We start from the raw sequence: 13,632 nt of genomic DNA, 5'->3' as shown, positions 1-13,632 counted from the left end.
AGCAGGTAATCTGGTCATCGATTCCTATAGCTAAATGTAAAGAAATTAGTCCAATCACCCTTTTAAACATCAGTCTCTACGCAGACCTAAATAAAATAGGAAGAACCAAAATGGCTCTTCCCAGTTCATCTTTAATTTGGTACTACTTTAATCACAATCGTTGACAACCTGATTTTTTCCATTATTCTTTGCGAGGTAGAGTGCTTCGTCTGCTTTTTTCACCAGTTCTTTGACTGATTTGGGACAGGTGTCGTCGTTCTTTCTCCAGATGGATAATCCGCAGGAGAGGGTGACTGATGGATTTGTTTTCAATGGGACATCTTTAATGATCTGGCGGGCGATTTCCAGGCCTTTTTCCCTTCCCAAGGAAGGCAGATAAGCGGCCAATTCTTCCCCTCCCCACCTGGCTACGAAACCATGATGGCTGACGACGCCTTTGATCAGATTGGACACCTCTATGATGACTTCATCACCGATTTGATGGCCGTAGTTATCATTGATGGATTTGAAATCATCAATATCAATCAGTAGCAGCGTGCCTAAGTCATCCTTATTCATGGAGGATTCCATTTCGTCATCCAAATAATTCCGCGCAAACAGCTTGGTCATATGATCGGTGATGACCATATGCTCGAGTTTTTCACGAAGGGTGGCATTGGTGATGGCAAGGGTTGAATGGTGAATGAATGACTGCAACAGCTTGTACATATCGAACGAGAACATATAAGGTTCCTTGTGCAGTACCACGCAGAATCCGATCAGGACTTCATTTTGAATCATGGGTGCGGCCATGATGGACGGAAAGTCGACCGCTGTTTCAAATCGGTCGCTGACATCACCCAAAAAGATGGCATCCCTCTCCTTTTCGATCCGCTCTTTTACGTAAGAAATATAGTTTCTTCCCTTTTCTTCAAAAAAGACAGGGGAGCTTTCATCTAAAATGGTGTACTCTCCTTTTTGAAGGAGGACGAACCCGATCGCTGATGCCTGAAAAGAACGCTTAATCTGTTTTTTTAAGAACATAACGGTTTCGGATAGTCGTAAGTTCAGATTCAATTGATGGGACGTTTCATTGATGAGCTGAAGATCGGTGATGAGCCTCTTCGACTGCTCATAAAGCTTGGCATTCTCCAGTGCACTCCCCGCCGTATAAGCAAGCAGGCGAATAAACTCGATCTTATGGTCCGTAAACGTATCATGGGAAATGGATTTCACTTCCAGGACGCCATAAATACCCTGCTTTCCTTTTAATGGCGCGTAGAGGACGTCTTCTTCCCCAGCTTCAATGCTGCCATTGACAAATGCCTGCATGGCAGACTCATTGGCTTGATCAAAGTCAAAATTCTTGATGGGGAGTTCCCCAAACTCATACCGGTCATTTGACAATAATAAATGGAATTCATCCACCGGGAATACCTCTCTCAACGTCTCGATGATTTGTACGAGAAGCGTACGCACATCCCTCGTCGAGTGGAAAATTTCCGTCACTTTGAATAATTCCCGATATCTCCGTTCGTCTTCGAGGACCGTCTGGATACCTCCTGTATGCTGTAAGAACTGATTGCTTGCCTTCCAAAAAGAATGGAGCAAGCTTTCATCTGCCCATCCGCCCGAATCCTCCTTCTTTACTAAAAGGATCGCCAAGGGACTTCCATCCTTCTTCGTGAAGTGGAATTTAATGGATGACAGACCATCCTTCTCTATTAAGACCGGACTTAGAATATATTCTTCCCTGGCTTCAGCAAGTGTAAGAGGAGCCTCCCCATTCTGATGGGGTTGATAGAGGTAGTAAGTTGAATTGGTATAAAAATACAAAAAAGCCCGATCGATTTCGAGGCTATCCTTCACGACCGTCAGCCACTTTTGCAATTGAACAGATTGATCTCTCTCCGCCGACATTTCTTCATATATTAAATCGAATAGCTTTGACTTGTATTCATGCAAAGCATGTTGAATTACGTACATTTTTCTCACCCACACCTGAAAGGTTTGTGACACCATTTACTTCACTGGCTCCTTGCCAGTACCAGATCCTTTTCGAAGACTACCATCCATAATGAATCGTCTTCTGATATAGAATGAATTTCATTTGGTTCCACGCTTTTGCCTGAAAGATCCAATCGAATATGATCAGGAAGGCTGATGAATCCGCCCTTCTCCTGTGAAAAAGGATTCCGGCTAGTAGTGACGTCTGGTGGAGCATCTTTCCTTTCCTTCACAACCTCTAAAGCATCGGAAAACAACGCCCACTTCCCCTTTTCCAATTGAACCCATATTCCATTATGTTCCTTTGCCAAGCTCATTGTTTTTACTTTATTATGTAACGACACACTATGTAATACCTTAAAGTAATATTGGTTATTTCGATCAAGTTCATATATGACAAGGACCGGCTGCTCTTCTACCATCTTCGCCACTGCGATGACAGGGTTCTTAGTTTCACTTCCCACTGACAGTACTTCAGCTTGGATGGATGGTGTTTCCCCATCGACTTTTTCTGATGAGTCAGAGGAATAAATGAAACCTCCCAAAACGACCAGCATGCACAGACCGATCAATAGATACCGAAGAAATTTCTCTCTATTGGATTCTTGCAAATCTGCTCACCTATTTAACATAATTTTCAACTTTTATTATATCACAACAAATGACTTATGGACTATTTTGTTTAGGGATTCTCATCTGGACTTATGAATCTCAAAATACTTCCTTGACTTCTATTCTCTCACGTCATATAATATTCTTTGTGTAAAATAATGCAGCTTCAGTGAAGTCCTTTATGCTCGTATTTTGTTCCTCTACATATTGAGGTGTATCTTGTAACCCTCTGCTGCTAGGGCGAAGGTACATGAAAACAAAATGCACATAATTGTTTATTCACAGGTGTTTTTATTTTACAACAAAATAAAAACAATAAAGGAGGAGTCATTCATGGCTCGATATACTGGCCCAAGCTGGAAATTATCTCGTCGTCTTGGAATCTCTCTAAGCGGTACGGGTAAAGAATTAGAAAAGCGTCCTTACGCTCCAGGACAACACGGTCCTAACCAACGTAAAAAAATCTCTGAGTACGGTTTACAACTTCAAGAGAAGCAAAAACTTCGTCACATGTACGGAGTAACTGAGCGTCAATTCCGTAACCTATTTGACCAAGCTGGCAAATTACAAGGTAAACACGGTGAAAACTTCATGGCGCTACTTGAGTGCCGCCTGGATAACGTTGTTTATCGTTTAGGTCTTGCTCGTACTCGCCGTCAAGCACGTCAACTTGTTAACCACGGTCACGTTACAGTGAACGGATCTCGCGTAGACATCCCTTCATTCCGCGTTCTTCCTGGTCAAACAATCTCAGTTCGTGAAAAATCACGCAACCTTGACATCATCAAAGAAGCGATGGAAGTGAACAGCTTTGTTCCTGAATTCCTAACTTTCGATGCTGACAAATTAGAAGGTACTTTCACACGCGTTCCTGAACGTTCTGAATTACCAGCTGAAATTAACGAAGCTCTTATCGTTGAGTTCTACTCTCGTTAATCTTTGTGAAAGAGACACTGTCCATTCCATGGGCAGTGTTTTTTTGTGTATAAAAACATGAAATTCCCATAATAAAAGCACGGTACCCGCTCCTAATGAGAGAAACGGATACCGCGCTGATAGATTCTATATCCTATTATACGTACTGAATTCTGAAATATTTCTTCTTTCCGCGGCGGATGATCGTAAATTGTCCTTCGATCTTGTCAGCTTCGACCATTACATGCTGGAGATCCGTAACGCGTTCACCATTGATGTAGATCGCACCGTTTCCTACATCCTCACGTGCCTGACGTTTGGAAGGAGAAATTTTTGCATTGACGAGGAGATCGATCAATGCAACCTCTTCTCCTTTCGCCTGCTCAAAGGATGGAACATCTTTAAATCCTTCCAGTATTTCAGAAGCAGATAATGATTTGATCTCACCACTGAATAAGGCTTGAGTTATGCGAATGGCCTGATCCAATGCCTCTTCCCCGTGAATCAGTTTCGTCATCTCTTCAGCAAGCGTCTTTTGTGCTTTGCGAAGATGAGGTTCCGTTTCAACGGATTGAGCCAATGCATCGATTTCTTCATGTGAAAGGAAGGTAAAGTATTTCAAGTATTTCACGACATCGGCATCAGCCGCGTTGATCCAGAACTGGTAGAATTCGTAAGGAGACGTTTTCTTCGGATCGAGCCATACCGCTCCGCTTTCCGTTTTCCCAAATTTCGTTCCGTCCGCTTTCGTGACAAGTGGAATCGTGAAGCCGAATGCCTTCGTCTCTTCTTCATGTGTGCGTCTGATCAGTTCAAGGCCCGTTGTGATATTCCCCCACTGATCGCTTCCACCGATCTGCAGCTTACAGTTGTAGTTGTCATATAAGTGATTGAAGTCCATCGCCTGAAGGATCGTATACGTGAATTCCGTGAATGAAATACCGGATTCCAGACGGGAGGAGATTGTATCCTTCGCCAGCATGTAATTCACGCCCACATGCTTACCGAAGTCACGCAGGAATGTGACAACATCCATCGCACCGATCCAGTCGTAATTATTCACCATCACGGCACCATTGTCTCCATCGAAATCAAAAATGCTCTCCAGTTGAACTTTAATGCTCTCTACATTTCCATGAATGGCTTCAATGGTCTGCAGTTTACGCTCTTCATTTTTCCCACTCGGGTCACCAATCAATCCAGTCGCCCCTCCGACAAGTACAAGTGGACGATGCCCCTGGTTTTGGAAGCGGCGAAGCGTCAAGAACGGAAGCAGATGCCCGATATGCATACTGTCCGCAGTCGGATCGATCCCGCAGTAAATCGAAATGCTTTCTTTATTCAAAAGGTCCTTCAAACCTTCCGCATCCGTTTGCTGATACGTGATCCCACGCCATTCCAAGTCTTTTAATAAATCCATCCTTTTTTCCTCCTTTTGATAAACAAGCTGACGACAAAAAAGTCCCTGCATATATGCAGGGACGCTGTCGCGCGGTACCACCCAAATTAAGGAATAACATCCTTCACTCTATAGAGATAACGGCTCTCACCGTTTGCCGCTACTAAGGTTCACGACAAAAGCTCCAGGATGTAATTCATCGGCCATTTGTGTCAGTTCACAGCAACCACTGACTCTCTTTGTAACAGGGAAGGCAGACTACTTATTCCTCTCATTGCATGTATTATTTGTACAGAAATCCAGTCAAATGACGGATTATCATTACGATCACTATATTAGGTTTTTACCATATTCCAAAATAATAGTCAACTAAACACGTGATAAAAGACCATTTTATTTGACTTTTTACGACAGCCTTCTTGTTAATATGCTATAATGGGAATGTTCTGGGGGGAATGATATATGAAGGAAAAATGGAACAAATTTCTCGAAAAATTAGACCCTGCAATCAGGTTCTTTTCAAATACTAGATTTCAAAAACGAGCAAGAATTACATACGGAGTATTCTGGAACCTGTCACTGATCCTTGTCGTGATTTTCGTACTGGGATTTGCCTTTGCAGGAGGAGTCGGAGCGGGCTATTTCGCTTCACTCGTCAAGGAAGAACCGATCCGTCCTTATGATCAAATGAAAAAGGACATTTACAACTACGAGGAAACCTCTCGTCTTTACTTCTCGGATGATGTGTATCTGGGGAAGCTCCGGACAGATCTGGAGCGTGAAGAAGTGAAGCTTGAAGATATCTCGGAAGATTTGCGAAATGCCGTCATTGCCACGGAAGATGAATACTTCAACGAGCATAACGGTGTCGTGCCAAAAGCGATCATGCGTGCCGTACTTCAGGAATTCACGAATTCATCCACTCAATCGGGTGGGAGTACACTCACTCAACAGCTGATCAAAAACCAAATCCTCACGAATGAAGTATCATTTGAGAGAAAAGCGAAGGAAATCCTTCTCGCTCTTCGCTTAGAGAGATTCTTTGAAAAAGATGAAATCCTTGAAGCTTATCTGAATGTAGCGACACTCGGACGAAATTCCTCCGGTCAAAACATCGCAGGCGTTCAATCAGCCGCAAAAGGCATCTTCGGAGTGGAAGCAAAGGATCTGACCCTTCCACAGTCAGCATTCATCGCAGGTCTTCCTCAGGCACCTTTCTCTTATACACCATTTAAAAATAATGGTGAAGTGAAAGAGAATCTTGAAGCCGGGATGAGCCGTAAAAACACGGTCCTGTACCGGATGCACCGCGAAGGATATATTACGAAAAAGCAGTATGATGAGGCCGTTGCCTATGACATCTCAAAGGATTTCGTGAAGCCGAAGCCATCACCTCAAGAGCAGTATCCATGGCTGACTGCCGAACTTGAGAGCAGAGCGGTGGATATCATGAAAAATGTTCTCGCAAAGAAAGATGGTTACTCTGAACAGGATCTTGAGAACAATGATGAGCTTGAAGACAAGTACCATACTTTGGCAGACCGGAATGTCCGTCAAAGCGGATACGAAATTCATTCGACCATCAACAAGAAGATTTATGACCAAATGCAGAAAACGAAGGATGCGTATGATATGTACGGTCCTACCAAAACCATCACGGTAAAAGACCCTGATACAGGTGAAGATGTAGAGGTGGAACAGCCGGTCCAAGTAGGCGCCGTGATGATTGAAAATAAAACAGGCCGCATCATCAGCTTCATCGGCGGTCGTGATTTTAAATTGGAACAAATCAACCATGCGACCCAATCACATCGATCGAACGGATCAACAATGAAACCTTTGCTGGCGTACGCGCCTGCACTGGAATACGGTTATATTTCACCAGGTTCACCGATTCCTGATGTTGCCGTTAACATCAATGGCTGGCAACCGGAGAACTACTCCTTTAGGGAACGCGGACTTTTCCCGGCGAGATACGCCCTGGCGGAGTCATTGAATATTCCTGCCGTAAGGACGTATGCGAATATCTATAACCGGAATCCATTTAAAGAATTTCTGCTGAAAATGGGCTTTACCTCCCTATCCAGCAGATATGACAATAACCTTTCGTTAACACTTGGAGCAACCACTGAAGGTGTGACCGTCGAGGAAAACGTGAATGCCTATACGACATTCGCCAATGGCGGGAAATTCATCGATGCGTTCATGATCGACAAAATTGTTGAAAAAGATGGTACGGTCGTTTATGAACATAAATCTGACCCTGTGGATGTATTCAGTCCGCAAACAGCTTATTTAACAATCGATATGATGAGGGATACCCTGGATCATAACCTTGGTACCGGACGTTACGCGAAAACCTTCCTGAACTTCAATTCAGACTGGGCCGGTAAATCCGGAACGAGTCAGGATTATAAAGATCACTGGTTTGTGGCAACAAATCCGAGCATCACCTTCGGAACCTGGTTCGGTTATGATACACCTTCTTCATTGAATACAGCTGCATCACGAGCTCGATATGGACATTACGGATTGCGTAATATCCGCTTATGGTCTTATTTACTAAATGATGTCAGGGACCTGGCTCCTGAGCTGATTGACCCTGATGCCTCGTTCAAGCAGCCTGAAGGCATTGTCAGAAGATCCTTCTGTTCAATCTCCGGACTGCTTCCATCAGAAGCGTGCAGCCAGGCAGGACTTGTAAAAAGTGATTTATTCAACGCTAAATTCGTACCGACCAAAACGGATGACAGCTTACTCATGAGCCGTTACGTGTTGGTAAACGGAAAGAAATACTTGGCATTACCGAATACACCTGAAGAATTTTCACAGCCGGGTGTCATCCTGAACCCTGACTTTGTGAAAAACATCTTCGGTTCTGTCCCTGGGAACCCGGATAAACTGATTCCTGATGGTGACGAACGATTTAAAAATGTTCTTGTCGCGGAAAACAAGATTTCCGATGACGGAGCCGCACCTGGAACCGTCAATGCAAGCGGTAATGGTAACAAAATCACCTGGACACCATCCGCAAGCGGCGACGTCGTAGGTTACCGTGTATACAGCACATCCGGCGGTAAAGTCGGAAGCGTCCAATCGGGCGCAAGCTATGCTGTATCCGTCGGAAATGGTTCTTTCTATGTGGTTGCAGTCGATGTAGCCGGGAAAGAGTCTGCCCGATCGAACACGGTACAAATCGGGGCACCTGCACCTGAACCAAAACCGGATCCTAAGCCGGATAAACCGGGTACGGACCCGAAACCACCGGGGGATAAACCAACCGATCCCCCGCCAAAACCGGATAAACCGGACAAACCAGAACCGCCACCACCAGAAGATGATGGCGGCGGTGACGGCGGTGGAGGCGATGGCGGAACAGAACCGCCGACAGAACCGGGTGAACCACCAGCACAGAACTAAAGATTGATTGAAAAGAGGGAAACGTCATTGTGACGACTCCCTCTTTTTTTTGTTTCATGATGAGTAGACATTTAGAAAACCCCCTACTCTCAAAGGAACGGATAAGTATACAGTTGCAATCATTTTAGACACATACTCACAATATCATTCACGGTGATTTCCCCAAAAAAACCACCTCCTTCATTCACATAGTAAATCAATGAAATTAGTCATGGAGAGTTTGTAAATATGTGATTTAATAAGAACCTTCTTTTATTGAGTAACCAGTGATCGTTAAAATAAGCGGAGATTTTCCGGTTAAGATTGCAGAATAAAGCTTTGTTCCGGATATAAGCGGAAATATTCCGATTAAGCAAAGCAAAATTAGCCATTTCCACGTTTTTAGAGCAAATAGGCGGAATCTTTCCGTCTATTTAAGGTGATCCCAGTTCTATTTAATCAATAGCCGGAATTCTTCCGCTTATTTCTCAAACTGGCTTTAGCCTCCTTCATTTAACAAAAGAAAAAGAGAAAAAGTCCTTAGAGATCTTTGCATCTCTAAGGACTTTACACTGTGGAAGTTAGGTGATTTGCCATTTGAATCGGTCTGCGAATAACCGTTTTGCACCTCACAAGTAACCCCCCACTCATATAGAGCGGGGGTCCCTCCATCCATTAATCTTCCATTGTACTCAAATCACCTGTCGGCAGGTCTAACTCCCAAGCCTTCAATACACGGCGCATGATTTTTCCGCTTCGTGTCTTCGGAAGCTTGTCGCGGAATTCGATTTCTCTCGGTGCGGCATGGGCTGCCAGACCTTTTTTCACGAATTGACGGATCTCTTCCTTCAATTCATCGGTCACTTCGTATCCGTCGCGAAGGGCGATGAATGCTTTAATCACTTCCCCACGGACCGGATCAGGCTTCCCTATGACACCTGCTTCAGCAACTGCCGGGTGTTCAACAAGCTTACTCTCTACTTCGAAAGGCCCTACCCTTTCTCCAGATGTCATGATGACATCATCAATACGGCCCTGGAACCAGAAGTATCCGTCCTCATCCATATAGGCAGAATCCCCGGATACATACCAGTCTCCAGGCATGAAATAAGAATCATATTTCTGTGGATTATTCCAGATCTGATTCATCATCGATGGCCAGCCTTTCTTGATGGCCAGGTTCCCCATTCTGTACGGAGGTACTTCATTTCCTTGATCATCGACGATCGCCGCTTTGACCCCTGGGAATGGTTTCCCCATGGAGCCAGGTTTGATCTCCATGCTTGGATAGTTACAGATCAGCTGTCCGCCTGTTTCCGTCATCCACCACGTATCATGGATGCGGAGGTTGAAGACTTTCATCCCCCAGCGGACGACTTCCGGATTTAACGGTTCCCCTACGCTCAGGATATGACGAAGGGAGCTCAGGTCGAACTGCTTCACGACTTCATCCCCTGCACCCATCAGCATCCTGAAGGCAGTCGGAGCGCTGTACCATACTGTCACACCGTAATCTTCAATCGTCTTATACCAGTTCTCCGGTTTGAAACGTCCCCCTACGATGACATTGGAGGCTCCTGTCAACCACGGACCGAAAATACCGTATGAAGTCCCTGTGACCCAGCCCGGATCCGCTGTGCACCAATACACGTCTTCTTCCTGGAGATCCAGTACCCACTTGGACGTTTGGTAATGCTGGATCATTGCATTATGAACATGAAGGACTCCTTTAGGTTTCCCGGTAGAGCCTGACGTATAGTGAAGGATCAGTCCATCGTTCCGGTCCACCCACTCCACCGAAAGCTTATCGCTTGCTTCAGCAAATTTAGCCATAAAGTCCACATGAACATCGTCTTCCTCAACATCTTCTCCAACCAGGAAGACATGCTTCAGATTCGGCAGCTCACTTACAGGTACCCTTTTCAAGAGCTCAGGCGTGGTGATCAGTACCTTCGCTTCACTGTCCTCCAGGCGGTCCCGTACGGCTCCTTCCATGAAAGCTTCAAACAACGGTCCGACGATGGCCCCCAGCTTGATCGCTCCCAATACGGAGAAATATAGTTCAGGGGACCTTGGCATGAAGATGAACACACGGTCACCCTTTTCCACATCACCAAAACGCTTTAATACATTTCCTGCTTTGTTCGACATCTTCTTCATATCAGAATACGTATATTTTTCATCACGTTCTGCATCTCGGTAATAAAGAGCGACTTTATTCTTCCTGAAAGATACTGCATGCCGGTCGATCGCTTCATGTGCCAGATTGACGCGACCTGTCTCCGCCCAAGAAAATTCTTTCTCGACGTCTTTCCAATCAAATGATTGGTACGTATTTTCATAGCTTTCAAGATTATAGTTTCCCTTTGTCACTGGTAACGCTTCCACTTTCATATACCGCATCCCCCTTATGTAAGAAATTACAATCTCATTATAGTATAAATCAGATATTTTCTCAATTTTTTAAAAAATCTGCCATGTAGCGTGATCCTATTGTATCCGCTCAAAACCCTGGTAAAATGGCGTTCCATTTAAATATTTCACAATAATATTCACTCTCAAAACGTCTGAATTTTTCGTGAAAGCGCTCTCTCTTTTTTAATTTCATGTATAATGAAATAGAGGAATATCTTTAGGTGGTGTCCAGATGAAATTGAAAAAAACCTATAACGCAACAGAATTAAAAACGTCAAAAGGAAACATCGTTATCGAAGGGCCGATCTCGGCAGAGGAATTATCCCGCCTTGATTTTCATGAGGGCCTCGTCGCTTTCAGACCTCCTGCCCAGCAGCACAAGGCTCTTGTAGAAATTGCCAGTTTACCAGAAGGGCGGATCCTGATTGCCCGCGACAACCATACCATTGTCGGCTATGTTACATATTTATATCCCGATCCCCTTGAACGGTGGTCACAGGGAAAAATGGAGAATCTGATCGAGCTTGGTGCCATCGAAGTCATTCCTAAATATCGTGGGGCGGCCGTCGGGAAGAATCTATTAAAGGTATCCATGATGGATGATCATATGGAAGACTTCATCGTCATTACGACTGAATATTACTGGCACTGGGACCTCAAAGGAACCGGTTTGAACGTATGGGAATACCGGAAAGTGATGGAAAAGATGATGAACGCCGGCGGTTTGGAGTATTATGCGACCGATGATCCTGAAATCAGTTCACATCCGGCAAACTGCCTGATGGCAAGGATCGGGAAAAGGGTGGATGCAGATTCCATTCAACGCTTCGACCAGCTGCGGTTTATGAATCGTTTCATGTATTAATGTAACAGTTTTCTAGAAGGGGTGGAGAACGTGATTGTAGAAGAGATAATGATAACGAAAATCGAAACATTGAAAGCAGACGATACGATCGAATCGGCCATCAAATTGATGAGGGACAAAAAAATCAAACATATCCCCATCACAAATGACGATATGGAAGTCGTCGGAATTGTGAGCGACCGTGATGTCAAAGACGGAACACCTTCCATTTTTCATGATGGGCCAAGTACTTCCGAGTTACAAAACCCTCTTAAATTCATCATGAAGACGGAAGTGATCACGGGACATCCTCTGGATTTCGTCGAGGAGGTCGCGGCCCTTTTTTACGAACACCATATCAGCTGCCTTCCGATCCTGAAGGAAAATAAGCTCGTCGGGATCATTACGGAAACGGACCTGCTGTACACGCTCATCCAATTGACCGGCGCTCATCAGCCCGGCTCTCAAATCGAAGTGAAGGTCCCCCATAAAGCAGGCATCCTCTATGAGGTGGCAGGAATCATCAGACGGAACAATTCCAATATCCAAAGCGTCCTCGTCTATCCGGATAAAAAAGATGAAGAATTTAAAATCCTCGTATTCAGGGTGCGTACGATGAATCCGATGAATGTGATCAACGATCTAAAAAAAGAAGGATATGACGTGTTATGGCCAAACATGCCGGGAATTTCATCATGAACAAGGATGCAGTCTTTATCTATTCAGATGAGCTCCTCGGGTACCGGTTCTCTGATGAGCATCCCTTCAATCAAACCCGGATCACGTTAACGATGGATTTGCTGAAAGAAGTGAATGCTCTTGATCCCGAGGATATCGTCCCTCCCCGGATGGCTACAGATGACGAGCTCTTTCTTAATCATGACCCGAATTATGTAAACGCTGTCAAACGAGCGAGTGCAGGCGAGCTTTCCCAAGATCAGGCTGAAGGGTTTGGAATCGGTACAGAGGATACCCCTATGTTTCAAGGAATGCATGAAGCCAGTGCTTATTTAGTGGGAGGTACGCTAACGGCGGTCGATTATGTCATGACCGGTAAAGCGAAGCATGCCCTTCATCTCGGGGGTGGCTTGCACCACGGCTTCAAAGGCAAGGCATCGGGTTTCTGCATTTATAACGACAGCTCGGTGGCCATTCGCTATTTACAGGAAAAGTACGGGGCCAGGGTTCTTTATGTCGATACCGATGCCCATCATGGGGATGGTGTACAGTGGTCCTTTTATGATGACCCGGATGTTTGTACCCTGTCGATCCACGAAACAGGGAGGTACCTCTTTCCCGGGACGGGCAATATCAATGAGCGCGGTCACGGGAAAGGTTATGGATATTCATTCAATATCCCATTAGATGCCTTTACCGAGAACGAGTCATGGCTGGATGCCTATAAAACATCTTTCCGTGAAGTCATTGAATTTTTCAAGCCTGACGTCATCCTCACCCAGAACGGGGCGGACGCACACTATTACGATCCACTCACCCATCTCTCGGCCACGATGGAAATCTACAGGGAGATCCCCCGCATCGCCCATGAGCTTGCACATGAGTATTGCAACGGGAAATGGATAGCGGTCGGCGGCGGCGGATATGACATCTGGAGAGTCGTGCCAAGAGCCTGGAGTCTGATCTGGATGGAGATGACCGGCCGGATGGACCATACCTCTTTCTTTCCCTCTAAATGGGTTGAAAGGTGGCAGAGTAAAGCTGGCGTCCCATTACCGACAGAATGGACCGATGCCCTTGACATCTACAAACCGATTCCAAGAAAAGAGGAAATCACGGAAAAGAATAAACAAACCGTGGAAAAAGCCCTCTATTCGATTCGCCAGCAATTGAGACAAAAACCTAGTAGTTAAAAAGAAAGGATGTTTTCTCAAAGATTGTTGCTATTCATATACAGTCTGAAACGAATGAAAAAGCAGTGGCATAAGAAGTCTCCACATTTCCTATGTGATAGTCAAACTTTTCGTCAGTTGATTGGAGCGGAAGGTGCTCGACTCCTGCGGGAAACGCTGGACAGGTGAGACCCCGCAGGCGTAGCCGAGGA

General features: G+C 45.0%; 9 protein-coding genes and 1 other annotated feature. Of the genes, 5 read left to right on the top strand and 4 right to left on the bottom strand.

What is annotated here, in order from left to right:
* Nucleotides 1-147 precede the first annotated feature (147 nt).
* Nucleotides 148-1,965 (bottom strand): sensor domain-containing diguanylate cyclase, encoded by a 1,818-nt coding sequence (locus tag KYJ26_RS06480; protein ID WP_257474908.1) that lies wholly within the window; start codon nt 1,963-1,965, stop codon nt 148-150.
* Nucleotides 1,966-2,006: 41 nt separating this feature from the next.
* Complete coding sequence (locus KYJ26_RS06475) at nt 2,007-2,597, bottom strand: hypothetical protein (RefSeq protein ID WP_219166473.1); 591 nt, start codon at nt 2,595-2,597, stop codon at nt 2,007-2,009.
* A 334-nt stretch (nt 2,598-2,931) separates the two neighbouring features.
* Here KYJ26_RS06475 and rpsD point away from each other — a divergent pair, with 334 nt between their 5' ends.
* Nucleotides 2,932-3,534, top strand: coding sequence for a 30S ribosomal protein S4 (gene rpsD / locus KYJ26_RS06470; RefSeq protein WP_034765742.1), 603 nt, complete (start codon nt 2,932-2,934; stop codon nt 3,532-3,534).
* A gap of 136 nt (nt 3,535-3,670) precedes the next feature.
* Here rpsD and tyrS read toward each other — a convergent pair whose 3' ends face one another.
* Nucleotides 3,671-4,933 (bottom strand): tyrosine--tRNA ligase, encoded by a 1,263-nt coding sequence (gene tyrS / locus KYJ26_RS06465; RefSeq protein WP_219166472.1) that lies wholly within the window; start codon nt 4,931-4,933, stop codon nt 3,671-3,673.
* 54 nt (nt 4,934-4,987) lie between these two features.
* Nucleotides 4,988-5,196: a binding site (T-box leader), on the bottom strand.
* 178 nt (nt 5,197-5,374) lie between these two features.
* On the opposite strand from tyrS, the gene KYJ26_RS06460 reads away from it, so the two are divergent.
* Nucleotides 5,375-8,332, top strand: a complete 2,958-nt coding sequence (locus KYJ26_RS06460; protein ID WP_219166471.1) for a transglycosylase domain-containing protein — start codon at nt 5,375-5,377, stop codon at nt 8,330-8,332.
* Nucleotides 8,333-8,986: 654 nt separating this feature from the next.
* On the opposite strand, the gene acsA is transcribed toward KYJ26_RS06460, so the two are convergent.
* Nucleotides 8,987-10,705, bottom strand: coding sequence for an acetate--CoA ligase (gene acsA, locus KYJ26_RS06455; protein ID WP_219166470.1), 1,719 nt, complete (start codon nt 10,703-10,705; stop codon nt 8,987-8,989).
* A gap of 253 nt (nt 10,706-10,958) precedes the next feature.
* Here acsA and KYJ26_RS06450 point away from each other — a divergent pair, with 253 nt between their 5' ends.
* The 3 genes from KYJ26_RS06450 to KYJ26_RS06440 are packed head-to-tail and all read left to right on the top strand — an operon-like array spanning nt 10,959 to nt 13,441.
* Complete coding sequence (locus tag KYJ26_RS06450; protein ID WP_219166469.1) at nt 10,959-11,591, top strand: GNAT family N-acetyltransferase; 633 nt, start codon at nt 10,959-10,961, stop codon at nt 11,589-11,591.
* A 30-nt stretch (nt 11,592-11,621) separates the two neighbouring features.
* Nucleotides 11,622-12,269: an acetoin utilization AcuB family protein gene (locus KYJ26_RS06445; RefSeq protein ID WP_219166468.1), complete on the top strand. Its 648-nt coding sequence runs from the start codon at nt 11,622-11,624 to the stop codon at nt 12,267-12,269.
* On the top strand, nt 12,266-13,441 hold the full coding sequence (locus KYJ26_RS06440; protein ID WP_219166897.1) for an acetoin utilization protein AcuC: 1,176 nt from the start codon (nt 12,266-12,268) through the stop codon (nt 13,439-13,441). The genes KYJ26_RS06445 and KYJ26_RS06440 overlap by 4 nt, the downstream gene beginning before the upstream one ends.
* The last annotated feature ends 191 nt before the right edge of the window (nt 13,442-13,632 follow it).

The organism is Rossellomorea orangium (genome assembly GCF_019334305.1).
GTDB lineage: Bacteria > Bacillota > Bacilli > Bacillales > Bacillaceae_B > Rossellomorea.
This window is presented reverse-complemented; position numbering and strand designations above follow the sequence as displayed.